At 28.7% G+C, this 23,286-nt stretch carries 21 protein-coding genes and 12 tRNA genes; 32 read left to right on the top strand and 1 reads right to left on the bottom strand.

Translation table 4 applies throughout. The features are described from left to right. Positions 1-74 precede the first annotated feature (74 nt). The 24 genes from JV175_RS01705 to JV175_RS01590 all read left to right on the top strand — a co-directional run bounded on the left by JV175_RS01705 (position 75) and on the right by JV175_RS01590 (position 14,817). Entirely contained in the window at positions 75-1,430 is a 1,356-nt protein-coding gene (locus JV175_RS01705; RefSeq protein WP_338867669.1) for a glycine--tRNA ligase, read from the top strand. Further along, positions 1,414-3,216 carry a DNA primase gene (dnaG, locus tag JV175_RS01700; protein ID WP_205498668.1) on the top strand — a complete coding sequence of 601 codons (1,803 nt, stop codon included), beginning with the start codon at positions 1,414-1,416 and terminating at the stop codon, positions 3,214-3,216. Before JV175_RS01705 ends, dnaG begins: the two co-directional genes overlap by 17 nt. A 10-nt stretch (positions 3,217-3,226) precedes the next feature. Then, positions 3,227-4,735, top strand: coding sequence for an RNA polymerase sigma factor (locus tag JV175_RS01695; protein WP_205498666.1), 1,509 nt, complete (start codon positions 3,227-3,229; stop codon positions 4,733-4,735). 1 nt (position 4,736) lies between these two features. Continuing rightward, positions 4,737-5,507 (top strand): Nif3-like dinuclear metal center hexameric protein, encoded by a 771-nt coding sequence (locus JV175_RS01690; RefSeq protein ID WP_308699419.1) that lies wholly within the window; start codon positions 4,737-4,739, stop codon positions 5,505-5,507. A 47-nt stretch (positions 5,508-5,554) separates the two neighbouring features. Continuing rightward, on the top strand, positions 5,555-6,523 hold the full coding sequence (locus tag JV175_RS01685) for an ion transporter (RefSeq protein ID WP_205498662.1): 969 nt from the start codon (positions 5,555-5,557) through the stop codon (positions 6,521-6,523). Continuing rightward, a complete protein-coding gene (locus tag JV175_RS01680; RefSeq protein WP_205498660.1) occupies positions 6,516-7,343 on the top strand; it encodes a deoxyribonuclease IV in 828 nt (275 codons plus the stop codon). Before JV175_RS01685 ends, JV175_RS01680 begins: the two co-directional genes overlap by 8 nt. Before the next feature lie 36 nt (positions 7,344-7,379). Continuing rightward, positions 7,380-8,651 carry a GTPase ObgE gene (gene obgE / locus JV175_RS01675; RefSeq protein ID WP_205498658.1) on the top strand — a complete coding sequence of 424 codons (1,272 nt, stop codon included), beginning with the start codon at positions 7,380-7,382 and terminating at the stop codon, positions 8,649-8,651. A 78-nt stretch (positions 8,652-8,729) separates the two neighbouring features. Beyond that, a tRNA-Pro gene (locus JV175_RS01670) sits at positions 8,730-8,806 on the top strand. 7 nt (positions 8,807-8,813) lie between these two features. Then, positions 8,814-8,890: transfer RNA gene (locus tag JV175_RS01665), tRNA-Ala, on the top strand. Between the two features lie 4 nt (positions 8,891-8,894). Then, positions 8,895-8,971, top strand: a tRNA-Met gene (locus tag JV175_RS01660). A 25-nt stretch (positions 8,972-8,996) separates the two neighbouring features. Beyond that, a tRNA-Ile gene (locus JV175_RS01655) sits at positions 8,997-9,073 on the top strand. A 2-nt stretch (positions 9,074-9,075) separates the two neighbouring features. Beyond that, positions 9,076-9,166: transfer RNA gene (locus JV175_RS01650), tRNA-Ser, on the top strand. A gap of 44 nt (positions 9,167-9,210) precedes the next feature. After that, positions 9,211-9,286: transfer RNA gene (locus JV175_RS01645), tRNA-Met, on the top strand. Between the two features lie 5 nt (positions 9,287-9,291). After that, positions 9,292-9,368: transfer RNA gene (locus tag JV175_RS01640), tRNA-Asp, on the top strand. Positions 9,369-9,372: 4 nt separating this feature from the next. Then, positions 9,373-9,448, top strand: a tRNA-Phe gene (locus JV175_RS01635). 298 nt (positions 9,449-9,746) lie between these two features. Beyond that, positions 9,747-10,055, top strand: coding sequence for a hypothetical protein (locus JV175_RS01630; RefSeq protein WP_205498656.1), 309 nt, complete (start codon positions 9,747-9,749; stop codon positions 10,053-10,055). After that, complete coding sequence (locus JV175_RS01625; RefSeq protein ID WP_205498655.1) at positions 10,048-11,250, top strand: MHO_1580 family protein; 1,203 nt, start codon at positions 10,048-10,050, stop codon at positions 11,248-11,250. Before JV175_RS01630 ends, JV175_RS01625 begins: the two co-directional genes overlap by 8 nt. Further along, a complete protein-coding gene (locus tag JV175_RS01620) occupies positions 11,225-11,692 on the top strand; it encodes an MHO_1590 family protein (protein WP_205498653.1) in 468 nt (155 codons plus the stop codon). The genes JV175_RS01625 and JV175_RS01620 overlap by 26 nt, the downstream gene beginning before the upstream one ends. 8 nt (positions 11,693-11,700) lie before the next feature. Next, the gene (locus JV175_RS01615; protein WP_205498651.1) at positions 11,701-11,931 is read left to right on the top strand and encodes an acyl carrier protein; all 231 of its coding nucleotides are present in this window, start codon (positions 11,701-11,703) and stop codon (positions 11,929-11,931) included. A gap of 68 nt (positions 11,932-11,999) precedes the next feature. Beyond that, positions 12,000-13,121: a molecular chaperone DnaJ gene (gene dnaJ, locus JV175_RS01610; RefSeq protein WP_205498649.1), complete on the top strand. Its 1,122-nt coding sequence runs from the start codon at positions 12,000-12,002 to the stop codon at positions 13,119-13,121. A gap of 2 nt (positions 13,122-13,123) precedes the next feature. Further along, complete coding sequence (locus tag JV175_RS01605) at positions 13,124-13,795, top strand: 16S rRNA (uracil(1498)-N(3))-methyltransferase (protein ID WP_205498647.1); 672 nt, start codon at positions 13,124-13,126, stop codon at positions 13,793-13,795. Between the two features lie 79 nt (positions 13,796-13,874). Beyond that, a complete protein-coding gene (gene rplM / locus JV175_RS01600; protein WP_205498645.1) occupies positions 13,875-14,309 on the top strand; it encodes a 50S ribosomal protein L13 in 435 nt (144 codons plus the stop codon). A 2-nt stretch (positions 14,310-14,311) separates the two neighbouring features. Next, on the top strand, positions 14,312-14,704 hold the full coding sequence (rpsI, locus tag JV175_RS01595; RefSeq protein ID WP_205498643.1) for a 30S ribosomal protein S9: 393 nt from the start codon (positions 14,312-14,314) through the stop codon (positions 14,702-14,704). 36 nt (positions 14,705-14,740) lie between these two features. Continuing rightward, a tRNA-Ile gene (locus tag JV175_RS01590) sits at positions 14,741-14,817 on the top strand. A gap of 88 nt (positions 14,818-14,905) precedes the next feature. On the opposite strand, the gene JV175_RS01585 is transcribed toward JV175_RS01590, so the two are convergent. Continuing rightward, positions 14,906-15,391: a dUTP diphosphatase gene (locus JV175_RS01585; RefSeq protein WP_205498641.1), complete on the bottom strand. Its 486-nt coding sequence runs from the start codon at positions 15,389-15,391 to the stop codon at positions 14,906-14,908. Positions 15,392-15,452: 61 nt separating this feature from the next. Between JV175_RS01585 and JV175_RS01580 the strand changes: the two genes are divergently transcribed. The 8 genes from JV175_RS01580 to aspS all read left to right on the top strand — a co-directional run bounded on the left by JV175_RS01580 (position 15,453) and on the right by aspS (position 23,286). Further along, positions 15,453-15,536, top strand: a tRNA-Leu gene (locus JV175_RS01580). 276 nt (positions 15,537-15,812) lie between these two features. Beyond that, positions 15,813-15,899 (top strand) — tRNA-Leu (locus JV175_RS01575). A gap of 3 nt (positions 15,900-15,902) precedes the next feature. Next, a tRNA-Lys gene (locus JV175_RS01570) sits at positions 15,903-15,978 on the top strand. Between the two features lie 142 nt (positions 15,979-16,120). Then, entirely contained in the window at positions 16,121-16,744 is a 624-nt protein-coding gene (ruvA, locus tag JV175_RS01565) for a Holliday junction branch migration protein RuvA (RefSeq protein WP_205498639.1), read from the top strand. After that, positions 16,731-17,672, top strand: coding sequence for a Holliday junction branch migration DNA helicase RuvB (gene ruvB, locus JV175_RS01560; RefSeq protein WP_205498637.1), 942 nt, complete (start codon positions 16,731-16,733; stop codon positions 17,670-17,672). The genes ruvA and ruvB overlap by 14 nt, the downstream gene beginning before the upstream one ends. Positions 17,673-17,767: 95 nt before the next feature. Continuing rightward, positions 17,768-20,287 (top strand): protein translocase subunit SecDF, encoded by a 2,520-nt coding sequence (gene secDF, locus JV175_RS01555; RefSeq protein WP_205498635.1) that lies wholly within the window; start codon positions 17,768-17,770, stop codon positions 20,285-20,287. A gap of 9 nt (positions 20,288-20,296) precedes the next feature. Then, positions 20,297-21,595 carry a histidine--tRNA ligase gene (hisS, locus tag JV175_RS01550; protein ID WP_205498633.1) on the top strand — a complete coding sequence of 433 codons (1,299 nt, stop codon included), beginning with the start codon at positions 20,297-20,299 and terminating at the stop codon, positions 21,593-21,595. Next, a complete protein-coding gene (gene aspS, locus JV175_RS01545) occupies positions 21,595-23,286 on the top strand; it encodes an aspartate--tRNA ligase (RefSeq protein ID WP_205498631.1) in 1,692 nt (563 codons plus the stop codon). Before hisS ends, aspS begins: the two co-directional genes overlap by 1 nt.

The raw sequence follows: 23,286 nt of genomic DNA, 5'->3' as shown, positions 1-23,286 counted from the left end.
TAATAACTATGTTATTAAGTGGTATAATTGACATATTATGCAAATTGGGGGTTTTTGTGAACGAAAATAAAAATATTCAAGAAATAATTAATCATTTAAAAACAAACGGTTTTGTTTTTCAAAACTCAGAAATCTATGGAGGACTTGTTAATACATGAGACTATGGTCCTTTAGCAACTACAATGATGTCAGTGATTAAAAACAAATGAATTAATTACTTCATTACACAAGAAGAAAATAATTTCCAAATTGATTCAAAAATTTTAATGAATCCAATGGTTTGAAAAGCGAGTGGTCATTTAGACAATTTTAGTGATTTCTTAATTGAAAATAAATTAAATCAAAAACGTTATCGTGCTGATCACATTATTAAAGATTTATTTCCAGAAATGGACGTTGAAAAAATGTCTCGTGAAGAAATGGAAACAATTATCAAAGAAAAAGTAACAGTTTATGATAATCAAAAATGTGAATGAAATAATATTCGTTCATTTAATCTGATGTTTAAAACTCAAGCTGGAGTTATTGAAGATTCTTCAAGTGCAATTTATTTAAGACCAGAAACAGCACAAGGTATCTTTGTAAACTTTAAAAATGTTTTAAGAACAATGCGTCCAAAATTACCTTTTGGAATAGGTCAAATCGGAAAAAGCTTCCGTAATGAAATAACACCACGTGATTTCATTTTTAGAACAAGAGAATTTGAACAAATGGAGCTTGAATTTTTCTGTCATGAAGAAGATGATGAAAAATTCTATAATTACTACATCAACAAATGTAAAGATTTTGTTCTTTCAGTCGGAATCAAAGAAAAGTCAATCAGAATTAGACCACATGAAAAAGAAGAATTAAGTCACTATTCAAAAGGAACAAGTGATATTGAATTTATGTTTCCATTTGGATGAGGTGAATTGATGGGGATTGCAAATCGTGGAAATTATGATTTAACACAACACATCAACACATCTGGTGAAAATCTTTATTACATCAATGATGATGGTTCAAAAACAATTCCTTTTGTTATTGAACCTTCGATTGGTTTAGATCGTTTATTATTAGCAATTTTGGTTGATGCTTATGATGTTGATAAAGTTGAAAACGAAGATAGAGTTGTTTTAAGAACAAGCTTTGAACTTTCACCTTATCAAGTATGTGTTATGCCATTAGTTAATAAACTAAGTGAACAAACTAAAGAAGTTTATCAACAATTAAAAAAATCTGGTCTAAGAACAACATGAGAACAATCTGGTTCAATCGGAAAAAGATATCGTCGCCAAGATGCAATTGGAACTTATTTCTCAGTAACATACGATTATGATTCAATCGAAGATCAAAAAGTTACTGTTAGAAATCGTGACACAATGCAACAAGACAGAGTCTTAATTAAAGATTTAGAAAATTACTTTAAAGAATATGCAACAAGAAAATAATATATGACAAAAAGTTTTAGAAAAAATTAATATTGTTGATGTTATTTCAGAATTTGTTAATTTAAAAAAATCTGGAGCAAACTATGTAGGTTCTTGTCCGTTTCACAGTGAAAAAACTGCTTCTTTTACTGTTAGTGAACAAAAACAAATTTTTAAGTGCTTTGGATGTCAAAAATCAGGTAATGCAATTAAATTTTTAGAGCTTAAAGAAAATATAACCCCTTTTGAAGCTTTAAATAAACTTGCTAAAAAAACAAATATTGATACTTCTTTTTATAATCAATATCACTCATCAGTTTCACAAGAAGCAGTTGAGTTGTATGAAATTAATAAAGAAATTCTTAATTTTTTTCAATATCAATATTTTAAAAATAAGCGTTTAAATAATTCAAATTTACTTGCAATTATCTCAAAAAGAAAAATCGAAAGCAGTGAAGAAGATTTAGGTATTGTTAATCACTTCAATATTGGTTATGCACCAAAAGATGAAAAAATTTATGACTATTTAATCTCTAAGCATTTTTTAAGTGAAAACATTTCTAAAGCTTCCATTGTGTCTTCAGTTAGTCAAGATATTAATTTTTTCAATGATCGTTTAATGTTTCCGATTTATGATAAAGATCTAAATTGTGTAGGATTCAGTGGACGTTCATTGGTTTCTGATGAAAACGTCAAGTATTTAAATACTTCAGAAAACGCAGTTTTTAAAAAAAATTCATTATTTTTTAATTGGCAAAATGTTAAAAATAATTTAGCAATTGATAAAGAAATTTACCTAGTTGAAGGACAATTTGACGTTATTGCTCTTTATAGAATAAAAATTATTAACGCTTTGGCAATCATGGGAACATCATTAACTACAAATCATTTAGAAATGATACGTGGTTGTACAATTAATTTATTTTTTGATGGCGACAGAGCTGGAAAAGAAGCAACTGTTAAGAATTTAAAAGTTATTTTAAGCTCAAAAAAACGTTTTGGATTGAATGTTAACATTATAAAAAATGATACAGGTAAAGATCCTGATGAATTATATTTCAGTCAGGAAAATGGTAATGCCTTAAAAAGAGTAATTAATTATAAAATTTCTTATCTAGATTTTATTTATGATTATTGTTTTGGAAATGTTGATGCCAATGCATCACTTGAAGCTAAAAAACAAGCTCTATTTGCTTTTGAAAGTTTCAAACAATTTCTTTCGGATACTGATTTTAGTTTATTAAAAGAAAAGATTTCTGTCGAAAAGAAGGTTTCAACTGAAGCGCTTGAAAAGATTGAAAAAGAGCAAACATTTAACAATGCAATAAATGTTTCGAATGAACATTACCTTAATTTTAATAACAATCGTCAATTTGTTAAACGCGATAAAGAAAATAAATACAATTTATCATTTGACAAAATTATTTTAGGTAAAAAAGCCTATGAAGGTATGGTGATTAAAGCTTGTTTAAAACAACCTTACTTAATTCAATCCTTGAAAAACCGCCTAAAATCAAAAAATAAATTTTTAGAATACACATTTACTAATAAATTTTCACAAAGTGATTATTCTAGAATTATTAAGATATTGACTGACTATGTGATTGAAAATAATATCGTTGATGGGAGTCTAAATTTAAGAGATATTATTTTAAAAGATCTAAAAACTGATGAAGAAGAAAAGAAAAATCTTTTAAATAAATTAGATGCTTTAGATGCCGCAATCATGATAGGAACTGATAATATCAGTGAAATCAATACAGTTGAGCAACTTGAAGAGATTCTTAAATTGATTCAAAAAAATTAAAAGGAGTTATATGACTTTAAAAAAAGAAGAACAAAAAAGTATTAATGACCTAATTGAAGGTTTAAAAACTGAGTTAGCTCAAAAACAAAAAAGCAACAAAAAAGCACTTTTAAATAGTGGTGATGTTTATAACTTTTTAGAAAAACATAAATTATATTTAGAAGAAGATGAAGCTTTAGAAGTTTTTGAAAAATTAGGAAATCTTGGACTTCTTCAAGATGAAGACCAAGAAGAATTAAACGAAGAAATTAGTCAAGAAGATATCGAAGAACTTCAATTGGAAACAAAAAAAGCTAAAAAATCATCAAAAAAATCAAAAGATAATCTAGAACTAGATGATGAAGATGAATTTTTAGATCTTGATGAAGATGAAGATGTTTCAGAAGAATTAGATCTTGATGAATTTCATGACGATAGTACTAAAAAAGTTGACAGCGATGAAATAATCACTGATGAAGATGAAGAAGAATATGATGAAGATGTAGCAAAATACTCAAACTCAGATAACTCAACCCATTTTGAAGAAGATGAAGAAAATATTGAAGATTTATTAAAAGATTACGAAGATGATATTTATGATGAAGGTTCAGAATATGACGATGATGCCTTATCGAATAACCTTTCAGAAACAAATGATATTGTTAAGTGATACATGCGTTGAATCGGAAAATACGGTCAACTTTTAACTCCTTTAGAAGAAAAGAAATTAGCAGAACAAATGGTAAAAGGTAAAGAAATTGGTAATAAGAGAATGTGAAAAAAAGCTCGTGATCAATTAGTTAACCGTAACCTTCGTTTAGTTATTAATAATGCAAAAAAATATAAAAATCGTGGACTTTCTTTCATTGATTTAATAAGTGAAGGTAATGCCGGAATCTTAAAAGCAGTTGATAAATATGACCACACAAAAGGTTTTAAATTTTCAACTTACGCAACATGATGAATTAGACAAGCGATTACTCGTGCAGTTGCCGATCAAGCCAGAACAATCCGTGTTCCAGTGCACATGGTTGAAACAATTAATAAAATTATCAAAATTGAACGTGAATTACAACAAGAGAGTGGAAATACACCAACTGATGAAGAAATTGCAAAACGTTACGGACCTGATATGGATGCTGAAAAAGTTAGATATATCAGAAAAATTAATATCGATCCAATTTCTTTAGATAAATCAATCGGTAAGGAAGAAAACTCAAGTTTTAGTGATTTTGTTAAGGATGAAAGCGTAATTAGTCCTGTTGACTACTCAGCTAAAGAAGAATTAGCGGAAATTATTCATGACATGATTGAAAACCATCTAGACGAAAATGATAAAATTTTAATTCGAAAACGTTATGGTGTTGGAAAAGATGAAAACGGTGAACCATATAAAGTTCATACTCTTGAAGAAATTGCTGCTGAACGGGGAATTTCAAAAGAAAGAGTTCGTCAAATCGAATCAAAAATTTTAAGAAAATTAAAACATCCACAAAAACGCAAAAAATTAAAGGATTTTTATAACACTGAAAGTGAATAAAATGTTAATTAAAGAATTTATTAAAAATTTGCAAAGTGATATTGATTTATCAAAAGCAGAACCATGAGATCCAGTTGGGTTTTCAATCCCGCTAAGGGGTTTAAAAAAACTTAAAAATGTTTTGGTTTGCTTAGATATCACACAAAAAGTGGTGGATGAAGCAATAACAAAAAATGTTAATTTAATTATTAGCCACCATCCATTTATTTTTTATGGTAAAGATAAAGATTTTGAATTAACTCCATATAAGCAAAAACTTTATGAACAACTAAAAAAATATAAAATCAATACTTTTAGTTTTCATACTGCTTTTGATAAAAGTAATTTCTTTAGTGCTAAAGGAATTGCACAAATGTTAGGTTTTAAACCCACAAATGAAGATCAACAATTATCCGAGTTTGCTTTGAAGTGTGATTTTAAAAAACAAGCAATTGGCAATATCTTTAATTTACTAAGAATGAATGGAATTAAAAATCTCCAAACTAATATTATTGATACACAAAAACAAGTTTCAAATGCAATAATTTTTCCAGGTTCTGGATATTTTGGGGAATTAATTAAACTTAAAAATGAAACTGACTTTTTTATCACTAGCGATGCAAAATGAAGTGATCTAGTTGCTTATAGTGAAGAAAAAGTTAGCGTCATTAATGTTAGTCATTCCCTTGAAAAAGGTTTCATTTATTCAATGCAAAAAATTTGTGAAAAATATTTAGATAAAAATAATTTATACATCGTTTGACCCGAAGATTTAATCTGAAATATTGATTAAACCTTGGGGTTTTTTTGTAAAATGCAAATCTCAAGTATAATAAAATAATGATTAAAAAAATTAAGAGATATTGAAAACAAGAAATTGAATATAAACCAAATAATTCATTAGAAAAATTAAGTTTTATTGTTTGAAGTGTACGTCAAGTTCCTTCTAAATTTTCAAAAGAAAGAAAAAGACTTAGAATTTTACAATTTTGCTATGCTACTATTATTTCTTTTGCTTGTTTAATTTCGGCATTTTCATTAATTAATCCTTCGAGCAGTTTCGCAAAAACATACGAAACTATTGAAGAAATTTCGCAAATATTTACTTTTTTCGTTTTTATCATTGATTATGTTTTACACTATATTACTTTTAAATATCGTGAAAATAATCATAAAAACAGTCGTTTTAAAAACGTTTTTGGTTTCCCTACTTCATTTTTAGGACTTATCATTTTAATTTGTATTTTCGGTTCTGTTCATGTTATACGTTATTTTGGAGCAACTGAGCAAAGTTTAAACGGTTTTAAATTTTTTAAATCTTTAAACGTTGCAAGATTCGTACGTTTTTTCTTTATATTATCAATTTTTGCTCCCTTTGGGATTATTATTGAAGTTTTTAAAAAGCAAAAACAAGTATTGATTGCTGTATTTTTAATGATTATTATCTTAATTTTAATTTTTTCACTAGTTATTTGAAACAATGAAACTAACTATTTAACTGAAATTCAACATAATTGAATTAAAGAACATCCAGACATTGCTGATTATGAAAAAAATGCAGATTATTTAGCACTTTCAAAAGGATATGTAAAAAGCTTTTTTGATGCATTTTACTTTATGACAATTACTCTTACTACAATTGGATATGGTGATATTGTTCCTCATGCACCTGAAACAAAAGCTATTGTTATTGCTATCGCCTTAATGGGGATTGCAATCATTGCAATTCCTTCAGGGATTGTTGCTGGAGCTTTCTTAACTGATATGCAAAGACATTTTAATAATAAAAAAGGAGTTAAAAATGATTAAATTAGGAAGCCACATTTCTTTTAAGTCACCTAATTATTTAGTTGATGCATGTAAAGAATCCATCGCTAACAAAGCTAACACAATGATGATTTATTTAGGTGCTCCACAAACCTCAAAAAGAGTTAAAAAAGAATTATTTAAATTAAAAGAATATCAACAAGATTTTCAAGATATCATCAAACCTGAAGATATTATTGTTCATGCCCCTTATATTGTTAATCCTTCAAATCCTGAAAAAGCAACATTTGCAATTAATTTTTTAGTTGAAGAAATTGAACGAATGAACTATATAGGTGCAAAATATTTAGTTTTACATCCAGGTGCATACACTAAATTTACTAAAGAAGAATCTCTTGAACAATTGATTAAATCTTTAAAAATGATTTTACAAATGACTAAAGATGTTGTTATTTGTCTAGAAACAATGTCAGGAAAAGGTACTGAAGTTTTTACTAATTTTCAAGATATGAAATATGTTTTAGATGCTTTAAACGATTTGCGTATTCAAATGTGCCTTGATACTTGTCATATTTGAGACGCTGGCTACAACATTAAAGAATATGAAAACTTTAAACAAGAACTAAAAGACTTTGATTTATTAAAATACATCAAAGTTATCCATCTAAATGATTCATTAAATGATTTAAATTCTCATAAAGATCGCCACGCTAACATTGATAAGGGATTTATTGGTTTAAAAACTCTACAAAAATTTGTTTTTGATCCAGATTTTGATGATATTTGCATCATCTTAGAAACCCCATGAACTGATCAAGGTCCAATTTATGATCAAGAAATTCAGTTACTGCTTGATCGTTAATTATTGAATATTTAAAATTGTGATAATATATTAAGTATGAAATTTATAGACGAAGCAAAAATTTGAATTAAAGCTGGTAACGGCGGAAATGGTTTAATTTCTTTCCGTCGTGAAGCTCACGTGGACCGTGGTGGACCTGATGGTGGTGACGGTGGAAAAGGTGGAGATATTTATTTTGTTGGTGACAGCGGAACAAATACTCTCTTAAATTTTCACTATCGTAATAAAATTAGCGCCGAAGATGGCGAAAATGGAAAAAGAAAAAATGCCTACGGTCGTAACGGAAAAGATACATATGTAAAAGTTCCTTTAGGAACCGTAGTATTCAATAAAAATGAATTAGTTGTTGATATCATTGAAGAAAAACCTTATCTGATTGCAAAAGGTGGACGTGGTGGACGTGGTAATGTTAAATTTAAAACCAGTTCTAATACCGCTCCAAGAATGTCAGAAAATGGTGAACAAACTAAAATTTTAGAATTGAATTTAAATCTTAAAGTTTTAGCTGATGTTGGTTTAGTTGGAAAACCTAGTGCCGGAAAAAGTACATTACTTGCTTCGCTATCAAATGCAAAACCTAAAATCGCTGAATATGAATTTACTACTTTAAAACCACAGCTTGGATTAGTAAAATTCCACGAAAATAGCTTTGTAATTACTGATTTACCAGGATTAATTGAAGGAGCAAGTGACGGAAAAGGTTTAGGACATCAATTCCTAAAACACATTGAACGTTGTAAAGTTTTATGTCATGTTATTGACTTTGGTAGCGATAACAAAGATGCAATCAAAGATTTTGAAGAAATTAATAATGAAATTTCAAAATACAATATAAATCTTGAAAAAAGATTCCAGGTTATTGTTGCTAATAAAAGTGATTTAGATGATTTTAATGATAACCTTGAAAAATTCAAACAAAAATATCCAAACTTAACAATTATTGAACATTCATTCTTGGAAGATGAAAAAACTATTCCATTAATTAAAGAAAAACTTTGAAAAGCAATTAAAGAATCAAAAGATTTAATTCTTTCTGAAAAAGTTGAAAAAGAAGTAACCATTACTCTTCCTGAAGATGATTTTGAAGTAGTAAGACTAAATCTAGATCACTTTGAAGTTAAAGGTAAAAAAATTGAAGAAATTTATCAACGTATACCGTTGAATTCTCATGATAATCTGTTAAGATTTAATAGTAAACTTAAAAATCTTGGTGTTTGAGAAGAATTATTCCGCTTAGGTGTAAAACCTGGTGACACAGTTCGTATAGAAGGATACGAGTTTACATGAGATAATGATGAAAATTATTAATAAAAAATATTTAAAAAAATATTTGTAATTTTCTAAAATGATGTTATAATATTAAAGCAATTTAAAAAGCAATGGTATGGAGAAGTAGCTCAGCTTGGTAGAGCACTTGACTTGGGCTCAAGCGGTCGCAGGTTCGAATCCTGTCTTCTTCACCATTTGTATGGGGGGGTAGCTCACCTGGCTAGAGCGCCTGCCTTGCACGCAGGAGGTAGAGGGTTCGACTCCCTTCCTCTCCACCATTATGGCTCTGTAGCTCAGTTGGTTAGAGCGTCCGGTTCATACCCGGAAGGTCAAGAGTTCGACTCTCTTCGGAGCCACCAAACGGAACATCCCAACAAAGGATTTGGACCTATAGCTCAGTTGGTTAGAGCAACCGGCTCATAACCGGTCGGTCGCAGGTTCGAGTCCTGCTGGGTCCACCAATGGGCAATTACCCAAGAGGCTGAAGGGAGCAGTCTTGAAAACTGCCAGGGGCTTCACGGCCCGCGGGGGTTCAAATCCCTCATTGCCCGCCATTTATTCGCAAGTAAGTTAATAGCTTCAAGCGGATGCCTTACATAGCGGAGTGGAGCAGTCGGCAGCTCGTTGGGCTCATAACCCAAAGGTCATAGGTTCAAGTCCTATCTCCGCAACCAAATATGGTCCAGTGGTAAAGTGGTTTAATACGTCTCCCTGTCACGGAGAAGATCGCGGGTTCAATTCCCGTCTGGACCGCCATTGTGGCTCTGTAGCTCAGTTGGTAGAGCAACGGACTGAAGCTCCGTGTGTCGCTGGTTCGATTCCTGCCGGAGCCACCATATCAAGCTGATCGAAATGACAACATCCTATCAAGGATGTTTTTTTCTATTTTTGCAAAAAAAATTAACCTAAAGGTATAAAAAATGCGAATTTTTAAAAAAAATTTAATTTTTTCATTGACTTATTATAAAAAGATAATATTTTATGTTTGTGGACAAAAAATCCACAACTAAAAAAAATAATAAAAATTTTAAATCTTTGTTGTGAAATTTCTTTAAATAGTACTCTTTTTTGATGAAAAATATTGTATTTATTAAAAAAATATTTTCAAATATGAAAAAAGAAAGGAATTTTCCTATGGAGAAAACATCAGGAAACACTTTAAAAGACAAAAAGCAATTTGTCAGAGAAAAATGTGCAAAATATAAGATGAACCATCACAGCGAAATAATGAAAAACGCTAGCAACAGAGATAAGAAAAATCTGATGATATTTGATCATTTTTTTAGAACTTTAAACGATGTTGAACAATATATATTCTTATATGATTTTTGGGATATCGATAATGAAAAAGAATGGTTCTTGAAATATTGTTCAAAAAGCACATATTACAGACGTGTAAAAATCGTTGTTGACAGATTTATTAAATTTTTCTGTAATGATTAATATTCCCTTATCGCAAGAAGCAAAAAATTATTTACATTCAAGAGTGTATAAGGAAAATAAAAATATAAAAATTTCTTCATCAAAAAAATCTGATTTATTATCAAAACATGATCTAATAAATTTTGACATTGTTCAAAACATGACGGATGGAAAATTATATTTTGAGGTTAATTATTATAATTCCTTCGCCAGAAATTTTTTACTCGTTATCATTATAAATGGCGATCCCTTGCCTGTTTATGAATCGAGAAGTGTATTAAATAAAATTAAATTTTATTCAGGACAAAAAATTGATGCTAAAAAAACAATCAATAACTATAAAATAACGGTTTTAAACACAATTTCGTTCAACTTGTATTCAAAAAATAATCTAAAAACCGAGCTTTTATGAAAAGTTGATGTTGATTTTTTACAAGAAGAGCTTAAAAAAGATTTTATTGTGCCAGAAGAAGGAATGTACTTTGAAATTCCTAAAAAAATTTCATTGCATTTAAATCCTTCTAATTATGAAATAACAAATTCAGATAGTTTTAATGAAAATTATCACGAAGAGATCAAAATTCAATATGCACGAATTGGCTTCATCCCTACAAAACTTAGTCAAATACAGCATAATAAAACGATATTTTTTTTAACTGGACAAGTAATTTCCGATCAGCAATTTATTAAAAAAATAACACCTGGAGAAATAAATAATTTAAATATTAAAACTATTTTATTACCCAACTTAGAAAATGAAAAAGTTGAGGTTGGTTTTAACCCTATTTTTAGCAATCAAAAAATCAATAATGAACCTGTTATTGGCGAAATAGTGATTTTAAGCGACACTTTTTATGATTATTATAGTGAAAAAACAAAATTGGGAATAAATTCCAATAGCAAACAAGGTTATGTTATTCCATATAATTTCAGAGGTGACATATTAATTTCAACAATAATAAATCTTGATAATTTTTTACATACAAATATTATTTTGTCATACCGTCAAAATTTTTCAAAACCACTTTTAAATGAAGATTATGGATATATAAATCTTAAAATTGAAGAAGATATCGAAAGTAATAATGCTATGAATTGATTAAAAATAAAAAACGCAGATTTTTATTTAATTTACAAAGAAGAACTTACTCTTGATACACTTGTAGAGCTTAGTAAAAAGTATTTAAGAAGTGACCCTGAAGACGAAATTAATTAAAAATAAAAGAAATATTGCAGCTTTTATTGTGACTATTGTTATTGCTGCAATTGTTGCAACGGGGTTATACGCATTTTTACCTTGAAACAAAGTCAAAACCGTTAAAAAAATTGATGATTCTAAAACACAAATATCTCCCAAAAAACCAAAAACACCGGAAAAAAGTTCAGATTTAATCACGTCAGAAAATATTTTCCCTAGTGTGCAAATTAGTGATTATTATTCATTAATTCGTGTCGAAAATAACGTTCCTGTTATTAATAATGACATGATTGCTTACATCATACAAGATATAATTAAACGCTTGTCAGTTAATTATGGTGACATAGACGTTGGGTATTTTCAACCGACAAAACAACAATTGGAAATAAAATTTATATGAAAATTTGAAGGTACAAAAGTTTTAAAAAATTATTCTTTTAAAATTACTTATGAAGTATAATTTCACTTATGCAAACAGAAATCGAAACAAAAGTTGTTGCTGAATTATCGAAAATGACAAAAAATAAAGTTCATGCAACATCATTAATCCAAAATCTTGGAATTGACTCACTTGATTTAATTCAAGCAGTCACAAAATTAGAAAAAGAATACAATATTTTCTTTACAGATGAAGAATTATTAAGTATTAAAACCGTTTCAGATATTACAACAAAGATAATAGATAAAAAGTCACGTTAAAAGCGTGGCTTTTTCAAAAAACTTTTCAAAATTAGCACTCTTTTATTTTTTGTGCTAAAATTGATAATATGAGTACAAATAAAAAACGTGATTATTATGAAGTTCTTGAGATAAACAAGAACGCAACCGAAAAAGAAATTAAATCAGCATATCGTAAGTTAGCGATGAAATATCATCCCGACCGTAACAAAGAAGCTGATGCTGAAGAAAAATTCAAAGAAGTAACTGAAGCATATGAAATTTTAAGCGATCCTGACAAAAGAGCACAGTATGATAAATTTGGTCACCAAGCTTTTGATCAAATGGGTGGTGCTGGTTTCGGTAATGCTGCTGATATTTTTAAACAATTTTTTGGCGGTTTTTCAAAAGGTTTCGATGAATTTAATGGTTTTGGTGATTTCTTTGGTTTCGGTTCAAGACAAGAAAGTCAAAATCAAGGTGCAGATTTAGAACAAGAATTAAGAATTTCATTTATGGATGCTTTATTCGGTTTAAAAACTGAAATTAAAGTTAATAAAATTGAAATTTGTAAACAATGTAAAGGAAAAGGAGCTGAAAAAGAAGAGGATTTCAAAACTTGTTCAACTTGTGATGGTTCAGGAAAAACCCATTCTTCACTATTCGGTCTTTTCCAAAGTGTTACAGCTTGTCCTGATTGTTCCGGAACTGGTAAAAAAATTCAAAAACACTGCTCAGTATGTAAAGGTAATGGTTCACTCAAAAATACTGAAAAGAAAGAAATTGAAATTCCAGCAGGTATCCAAAGTGGACAAATTTTAGTTCTTGAAGGTTATGGAATTCCATCTAAAAATGGCGGAAAAAGTGGAAATTTACGAATTTATATCACTGTTCAAAGCCATAAATACTATCGTCGTATTGAAAATGACTTGATTTTAGAACTTCCTTTATCAATTAAATCAATTATTGCCGGCGAAACAATTATGGTACCAACTCCATATGGTCCAAAAGAATTAAAAATACCAAAAACAACTCAAGATAACGACACCTTTATTATTAAAGATGCAGGAATAAAATTCTTAAATCAAGATAAATATGGAAAAATGATTGTTAAAGTAAAAACTTTTATTCCGACAATGAGCGAAAGCGAAAGAAAAAAACTTATTGAAATTCTTGAAAATAATAAAGATAATACTTATGAAAAATGAAGTAAGGATGTTAATAAAAAATAATTATGATGCGTTTTATTGTTGATAAAAAAATAAACGAAAATTATTTTGAACTTTCAGAACAAACTATTCATCACCTTAAAGTTGCACGTCAATTTAATAAAAACTTTATTTGTGTTTTTGAAGAAGAATTCTACGAATGCCGCTATGAAGATAAAAAAGCATTTATTATTAATAAATTAGATTTAAATCATGAATTTAAAAATCGTGTCGCTTTAGCGGTTCCCTTAATTACATGAAAAAATTTTGAATTAGTCTTACAAAAAGCTACTGAAATGGGTGTTACTGATTTTTATCCTTTTGTAAGTCAATATTCAGAGCTGAAAATGGAAGAATATAATCGGAAAATTGATCGTTTTGAAAAAATAATTTTCGAAGCGAGCCAACAATCTTTCAGAAATAAACAACCAATACTTCACAATTGCGAAAATTTTGATAAAATATTAACACTAGAATTTAAAAATAAATATCTAGCTCACGAAAAATCTAGCGCAACAAATGAATTATTATATCCGAGTGATAGTTTATTTGTGATTGGTCCCGAAGGTGGCTTTAGCGATAATGAAGTTTCCTTAGCGCAAAAAAATAATTTTAATATTATTAAGCTTACAAAAACAATTTTAAGAGCTGAAACAGCATGTTTATATGTTATTGCAAGAATTCAAGAAATTTTATAGACATTTTCTTTTTTTCTGTTATAATGTTTAAGCATTATTTAATTAATTTATTAAATACAATCTATGAAAAGGAAAGCACATGCGTCAAACAACAATCGTTAAACACCTTGAAGTTGATAAAAAATGATACATTATTGATGCAAAAGACCAAGTTTTAGGACGTCTAAGCGCACAAGTTGCATCGATACTAAGAGGTAAAAACAAACCAACATTTACTCCAAACGTTGACATGGGAGATAATGTTATTATTATTAATGCTGAAAAAGTTTTATTAACTGCTAAAAAAGAAGAAGATAAAATGTACTACAGTTATTCAGGATATCCTGGAGGACTAAAAGAAATTAACGCTAAAAACTTAAGAGCTAAAAAACCTGCTGCATTAGTTGAAAAAGCTGTTAAAGGTATGTTACCACACACAAAATTAGGTAGAAAACAATTCAACAACCTATATGTTTATGCAGGAAGCGATCACCCACACGAAGCACAACAACCACAAATGTTAGAGGTTAAATAATTATGGCAGATGTTAGATACTACGGATTAGGACGTCGTAAAAGTTCAGTAGCAAGAGTTTACTTATTACCAGGAACAGGAAAATTCCTAATCAACTCAAAAGAATCAAAAGAATACTTAAATAGCGACATTTTATTAAAAGATGCTCTACAACCTTTTGGTTTAACTGACACAGTTAATAAATTTGATGTTGTTGCCAATGTTAATGGTGGTGGATTAAGTGGGCAAGCAGGAGCAATCAGACTAGGTATTGCAAGAGCTTTATTAGAAGTTAATTCAGAATACCGTTCAGCACTAAAAGAAGCAGGAATGTTAACACGTGACGCTAGAGTTAAAGAACGTAAAAAATTCGGTTTACGTAAAGCGCGTCGTGCAAGACAATTCTCAAAACGTTAATATTTTTAAGAAAGTATGTTATACTTTCTTAGTAATGCGAGCGTAGCTCAGCTGGTTAGAGCACACGACTGATAATCGTGAGGTCGATGGTTCAAGTCCATTCGTTCGCACCATTTCAAGAAATTGACCAGAAGGAACCGCAAGGTTCTTTTTTATTATCTCTTTTAAAGAAAAAAATAAAAACCAACATATAACAGTTGGTTAGTAATTGTTTTTAATTCTTTGGAAATTTATTTCATTTTTACGAAAGAAACTTTCAATAATAACTTCTTCATTGATATCAAGAATTTTTGCAAGTCCTAAATATAGTTCAAAAACTTCTTTTAGCAATGCTTTTGAATCACTAGAAAATAATTGTCCTGCTTTTTCAAAAACAACTGCTAGTTGCTTGCTAAAAGTATTAGCAACAACTTTAGGATTAAATTCTTCACCACATAAACCGAAACCAATACTTAAAGAAGAAAGGAAGTGAATTCCATCAGCATATTCTTCTAAAACTTTTGCTTTATCGATATTTTTGTTCATTTTTCAGTATTTAAATTCTTGCACTTCATTTGCAAATTCTGAAATTTCCACAATTAAAGCAATAATTTTTTTGGTTTGCAAGTTGCTTTCGTTTGGATCAATATTTTCCGCGAATTTAGCATCTAACTTTTTTTGTATTTCAAACACTTTATCTAAATTCATACGTAAATTATAAACTTTTTGTATCAAAAACCTTGCTTTTTAGTTATAATAATTTTGTTATGCCCGCGTGGTGAAATGGTAGACACAGTTGACTCAAAATCAACCGGCGCAAGTCATGCTGGTTCAAGTCCAGTCGCGGGCACCATTTCAAGAAATTGACCAAGTCGCTAATGCGACTTTTTATTTTCTAATATATATTTTTTCAGAAAAGATGTAAATATAAAAAAGAAGAAATTATTAAAACTAATTAAAAAAAGTACTAATTTATTTGCAAGTTTTTTTATAAAAAAAGATTGAAAAGAATAAATTTTTTGTGTATAATAAAATAGTCTTTTTCACAATAAAGAAAAAGATAAAAAAATTAAAAAAAATAATTTGAAAAATTATTTTTTAATGTATAATATTTAAGCATTTAACAAATGCCCAGGTGGCGAAATTGGTAGACGCAAGGGACTTAAAATCCCTCGGTGGCAACACCGTGCTGGTTCAAGTCCAGTCTTGGGCACCATGTGCGCCCTTAGCTCAGCAGGTAGAGCAAATGGCTTTTAACCATTGGGTCAGAGGTTCGAATCCTCTAGGGCGTACCATTTCAAGAAATTGACCTTAATAGTCTTCGGACTATTTTTTTTTATTTTTCCCAAAAAAGTTTCGAAAATTCTCATTTTTGTTTCAAAAGCAAAAAAGAGAATTTTATTTTTGTTTAAATTTAGGTCGGAGGTGAAAAAAAGAATGCTTATTTATAAATATGGAAAAATAGTCCATGTAAACAAAAACTACATTATTTTAGAAAACAACAAGGAAGGTGAGTTGATATATGTTCCCCTTGTTGAAAGGTTTAAATTAAATGAAAACATGAAAGTATTTATTCATGAATACGAAACAGAACATTTCAAAACAACATACGGTTTTGACAGTTTTAAAGAATTAGTTATTTTTGAAGATTTATTGTCCATTCAAGGCATTGGGCCTAAAACCGCCTTAGCTATTTTAAATGAAGGATGAGAAAATATTTTACGCTATATTGCTGGCGGTGAAATTGAAAGGTTAACTGGAATTCCTTATTTAAGTACAAGATCAGCAAGACAATTAATTTTTGAATATCAATCTAAATACGAAAAATTTTTAAGAAAGATGATAAATGATGGAGAAACAACCCAAGAAAGTTTAACCAATACTATTTCAATTTCAGAAAACTTGAAAAATATTGAAAAAAGCTTAAAAGTATTAGGTTTTAAACAAGCTCAAATTAAACAAGCTTTAGAAACGGTGAATCCAGAACAAGACTTAGAAAAAGCTGTTGAAGAAGCGATTAAAATTATTTCCACTAAAAAAAACCTAGATGCTAACGTTTAGAGTTAATAACTTTTCTGAATTCATTGGTCAAGATTTAATTAAACAAACTCTTAAGGTTATGATTAATGCTGCCAATTCAGAAAAACGCCCAATAGACCACTTACTATTTTATGGACCCCCAGGACTTGGAAAAACAACACTTGCCAACATTATTGCAACAGAAACAAACCGTAATATTATCTACGTTCAAGGACCATTGCTTGAAAAGCGCTCTGATTTAATAACACTTTTTTCATCGATAAATGAAAATGATATTATATTCATTGATGAAATTCATAGTGTTAACAAAAATCTTTATGAGTTGTTATATTCCGCAATGGAAGAAGGCAAAATAGACATTGTTTTAGGAGTTGATGGTGATAAAAAAATTATGAGATTGCAACTAAAAACCTTTTCCCTTATTGCTGCTACCACAAAGTTTGAATCCCTTTCTCAACCACTCAAAGACCGATTCGGTTTCATTGCTAGACTTAAGAATTATTCCCTTAATGAAATCGAACAAATTATTCGGAACAATGCTCATAAATACGATATAAATATTGATGATGAATCAATTAAAACCATAGCCCGAAACTCTCGTCTTACTCCGCGAATCGCCAATAATTTGCTTAAGCGTAGTAATGATTTTGCAATCTATGAAAATAAAACAACTATTGATATTAATGTTGTTAAAAATACCTTTAAATTTATTGGTATTTTCAATCTTGGTTTAAGTGACTTACAAATTGAGTATTTAAAAATACTTTTAAAAATTTTTGATAACAAACCAGCTTCCCTTGATGCGATTTCAAGTATCCTAAATGAAAACAAACAAACAATTATTAACGACGTTGAATCGCACTTAATTATGAATAAATTTATTGCTAAAACAATCCGCGGTCGTGTCATTACTCAAAAAGGTATTGATTATATTCGGCAATATATTTAAATGAAATTATCTTCATGAAAATGAGGATAATTTTACTTTTTTAGCATTGGTTTAAATGTTTTAAAAACACGGCTTTTGGTTTATAATTCTAGAATATGAATACAGAAGAAAATAAAAAAAATCAAAACAAAAAAAGATGATTAATTTCCATATTTTCAACACTTTTATTAGTTATTAGTGTTGTTATTAGTGTATTTTTAGGTTTAAACCTTGATGGTAAAAAGACATCATCACAATTTTCTAACTCAGCTAAAGTTGTTTTAAATATCAAAAAAGAAGTTGATTCTAACCTTGATGAAAAACAACCTCTATCAAATTCGCAAGCATACAAAACTACTCAAAACTATTTACAAAATGGTAAAGTATTTAGTGATGTAAATTTAAGTTTTGGAAATGATGCAATCGCTTTAAACATCAGTGATACAAATGAAACTAAAACTAATGAAATTATTAATGATTTAGTCAAAAAATCTTATCTTGTAATTACTGATGGTAATGGTAGACCATTATTTTACAAAAATCATTATTTTCTTGCCGGTTCAAATGAAAATGCTACACTTGAAAAACTTCTAAATGGTAATGAAGCAGATTATGCTTTACCTTTAGAAAATACACCAGCCAATTGAAATACCGGTCAAGCTTCAAATCGCGTGACTTTAAAGTTAAGCGAATTAGGTAACAAAGAATGAAATGATTTAAAAGAAGATTATAAAAACCAACAAATCTACTTCTGATTAAATATTCAAGATTTTGTTAATACTGCAAAAACTCAATATTCTGAAGAATGGAATGCAGCTAATCAAAACCCTGTTAATTTTGCTTATGTTGGTAATTCAAGAACCCCAACTTTAATTGAAAAACCTTCACAAACAAATCCAACTGGTAAATATGCACAACCTGTCCTAAAAAAATATGGACTTAATGCTTCTAAATATTTAGTTACTGTTGCTTCACCATCTTGATACCAAAATGCTAAATTTGGTGAAAGAAAAATTTATTTATTTAATGATTTTAATTACTATTCAAATAAAGAATTAAGTTCAAAAGTTAACTTTGCTTATTCACCATTTAAACTTGAACTTGCTGGTAGTTATTATGTTTTTGGAAATAAAAATAATTTAACAATTTTTGCTATTGTTTTTGCGGTATTGTTCTTAATTATTGGATTATATCTAATCATTAATTATCGTATTATCGGAGCAATCGCATTTATTAGTTTAATTTCAGTTTTAATTATTACTTTTAGCATTGCTATTAATCTAGGTTCAATCATTAGTCCATTAATGATGTTTAGCTTATTAATGATTCTATTTTCAACTTTTGTTATTATTAATAATTCACTTTCAAAATTTAAAAATGAAATTATTAACAAAATGAATCCAGCTAAAGCTATGGTTAAGGCCCAAAAATCATCAATCTTTTCATCATTAGATATTTTATTTAGTTTTGTAGTAATTGCCATCATCGGATTATATGCATCAGTATTAAGTGTTCCAACTCTTGCTTCATTGATATTTTTAGCAAGTGTTGTTGCTGCAATATTTGCTGTCGGAATAAATGATTTAATCATTTATAATTTGGGTTCAATTGAACAATTTGCAATAAAACCTTGAATGCTTTCAATTACAAAACAACCACAAATTAAATGATTTAATTTAAATCCAAAAGCCAAAGTTACTATTTTTTGAACAATCATAACTTTAATCATTATTGCTTTTATTGCTGTGTTATTTAAAAATGGTTTAAATTTCAATAAATCATTAAACATTTCTTCTGATTTACAAAACTCATTTAATTACTTTATTGCAAATGATTTTTCATTAGCTAAAGCTCAAGAAGTAGCAAATAATCTTGCTTTAAAATATCCTGATGTCTTAATTTCTATTCATGCTCAAGACATTAATCAATATCAATATTTAGTTAAGATTTCTTCTTCTCAAACTCTGGATATACAAAGTTTTGGTTTTGATAATGTTAAAGAGTTCATTTGACAAAAAGCTGGTTTTGCAAAATTATTTGGTTATTCATTTATTGCAATATTCGTTGCTTTAATTCTTGTAGCATTCTACACCTTAATTCGTAGTGGAATTATTAGCACATTACTTCTTTTTGTAAAAGTTATTCTTTCACTTACATTTGTAACAATTTTTATGGTTTTATTCCAACAACAAATGGACGAAAATATTTTATATATCTTCTTCGTAACATTAGTGTTTGCAACTCAAGGACATCTAAATGATGCAATGCGTATTAAAGAATTAACTCATCATGACACCGCTTTAAAAAACTTTATTCTTCACGAACACGAATTAAGTTTAGTTACAAAACAAGTATTTAAAGAAAAAGTTCGGTCACAATCATTTGCATTAATTATTTTCTTAATTGCCTTATTGGTAGTTAGTCTAAAAACACAAATAAATATCAATTTATTTATTGGTTTAATTATTATTTTAGGTGTTAACTTCTTCCTTGACATTAAAATAATGCAAATATTATGAAATGTTTTATTAATTAAAAAATATCAAAATAAAGAAAAAAGAATCAAAAATCATTATTGATCAACTTCAAAAGTGGAAGAACAAGAATTTGTTTCAATTAATGATTTTGATAAATAAGAGGTTTTTATGTATCAAAAAGTTAAAGGTACAAAAGACATATATGGTAAAGAAGCAGTAATTTATCAACAAATTACTGATTCTTTTCGTTTTTTGTGTAATTCTTATGGATTTAAATATTTAGAAACACCAATCATTGAATATAGTGAATTATTTAGCCGTTCATCGGGTGAATTTAGTGATATTGTAAAGAAAGAAATGTATTCATTCCAAACCCGTGGCGATAAAATGATTTCATTACGTCCAGAAGGTACTGCAAGCGCGATACGTGCTATTGTTGAAAACAAATTAATTCAACAACCCACCGACTATTTAAAAGTCTTTTATTACGGAAATATGTACCGTTATGAGCGTCCACAAAAAGGTCGTTATCGTGAATTTCGTCAAGGTGGGGTTGAATTTCTAGCACCACGTAGTCCTGAAACAAACTTTGAAATTATTAAATTGGCTAGTGACTTTTTAAAATCAATTGATATTCATGACTTTGTCTTAGAGATTAATTCACTTGGTTCAAATGAAAGTCGTAAAAAATATACTCAACATTTAAAAGAATATCTTTCATCATACGCTAGTCAACTTTCTGATATTAATAAACAGCGTTTAGAGCAAAATGTTTTAAGAATTCTGGATGATAAAGATCAAAATGATCTTGACTTTATTAAAAATTGTCCAAAGCTTTGAGATTTTCTTTCTGAAGATGAAATTAAAGAATTTAATAGTTTATTAAAATACTTACAAGAGTACAACATTCCTTATCAAGTTAATAAAAATTTAGTGCGGGGATTAGATTATTACAATGATGTTGTTTTTGAATTTGTTAGCACATCACAAGCTCTAGGAAGCAAATCAACAATTCTTGCTGGGGGGCGTTACGATGGAATGATTAAACAACTAGGTGGTTCAGAAGTAGATTCAATCGGTTTTGCTTTTGGAGCCGAGCGTCTTGTCGAAATTAAACTTTTTGATTTAGAAACTCAAGCCTTAAAATCTAAACCATCAATCTTAATTTGTTATTTAAATGATGAAGAAAAGGCTGAAATGCAAACGCTAGCTTGAAATCTTCGTGCCATTTCAACAATGCCAGTCGAAATATTTTATGAAACTTTAAACATTAAAAAAATGTTTAAAAAAGCACAAAAATTACAAACTAAAGTTTTAATTTTTAAAGAATTGAATCAACAACCAAACGAAATAAAAATTAAAATTTTAGAAGATGGCCAAAAAGTTATTAGTGAACAAAATTACACTTACACTGACTACGACCAATTATTAAATAAAATTAATCAAATGATTAAAAGTGGGGAATAATGAAAACATTAAATAATACAGACATAAATACTTCCTTTCTTAATAAAGAAGTAACATTATATGGATGAATCGCTAATAAAAGAAAATTCAAAAAACAACTTTTTGTAGACTTCCGTGATCGAAGTGGGTTAATCCAATTAGTTTTTAATAACGTTTCAGATCCTTTATTAACTAAAGAATCAGTTTTAAAAGTAACAGGAACTGTTACAAAAAGATTAGAAGCTAATTTAGTGCTTGCAACAGGTGAAATTGAAATTCAAGTTTCAAGTTATGAAATTTTAAACTCAGCAAGTCAAATTCCATTTGAAGTAAATACTAATGAAGCGGCAACTCAAGCTAATGAAGACCTGCGTTTAGAATATCGTTTCCTAGATTTAAGACGTCAAAAAATGCAAGAAAATCTTGCACTAAGACATAAAGTTAGTCTTGAAACTCGTAAATTCTTTGACTCAGAAGGTTTTTTAGAAATTGAAACACCTGTTTTATGTAAATCAACTCCCGAAGGAGCAAGAGACTTTTTAGTTCCAACACGTCGTAAAGGAAAATTCTTTGCCTTGCCACAATCACCACAGCTATACAAACAACTTTTAATGGGAGCAGGGTTTGAAAAATATTTCCAAATCGCTCGTGTTTTCCGTGATGAAGATTTAAGAAAAGACCGTCAACCTGAATTTACTCAAATCGACTTTGAAATGTCATTTGCTACTGAAGAAGATTTATTCTTACTTGTTGAAAGATACTACTCATACTTATTTAAACAACTTGGTTTAGAATTACAAACCCCATTCAAACGTATGGACTTTTTTGAATCAATGGATAAATATGGAAACGACAAACCAGATACTCGTTTTGAATTCTTATTAACCGAAGCAAGTCACCTTTCAAGTACATTTGAATCAGTAAAATTTATTAATTTCAATCAAGATTTCTTTGAATATGAAAAATATTTAAAAGAAATTGCCCAAAAAAATAATGCAAAAGACTTTGCACTAGTAGAAGTTAAATCAAGCCAAATTATTAAAACTTCTGCATTCGGGACTCAAATTGATGAATCATTAATTAATGCAATTATCAAAGAATTTAAAATTACTGACAGCTTTTTATTAGTTTCAGCCGGAAGATATAAAGATGTTATCAAGGCATTGGGAGCAACAAGAACAACATTAAATGAATTATTTAACTTAGCTGATCCAAAACAATTTAATTTCTTATGAATTGTTAACTGACCAATGTTTGAATTAAATGAAGAAACAAATGCTTATGAACCAGCCCACCATGCTTTTACAATGATTGATTTAAATACCCTAAAATACTTTGAAACCAATGAATTAGATAAAGTAAGAGCTCGTTCTTATGACCTTGTTTTAAATGGTTTTGAATTAGGTTCAGGTTCAGTCAGAATTCATGACCCACAATTCCAAGCAAGAATGTTTGAAGAACTAAAAATGACTAAAAAAGAATATGAATCAAAATTCGGCTTCTTCTTAAAAGCCTTTAAATATGGATTACCACCACACTGTGGAATGGCTTTTGGTTTAGAAAGAATTTTAATGATTCTAACTAACTCACAATCAATTCGTGATGTGATTGCATTTCCAAAAAATGCAAAAGGATTAGATTTATTATCTAATTCACCATCTGATGTTACTAAAGAACAATTAGATGAATATTATTTAAGTTTGAATAAATAG

It is taken from the genome of [Mycoplasma] gypis (assembly GCF_016924775.1).
Classification (GTDB): Bacteria; Bacillota_I; Bacilli_A; order Mycoplasmatales; family Metamycoplasmataceae; genus Metamycoplasma; species Metamycoplasma gypis.
The sequence above is the reverse complement of the archived record's forward strand: the minus strand, read 5'-3'. Positions and strand labels throughout refer to the sequence as shown.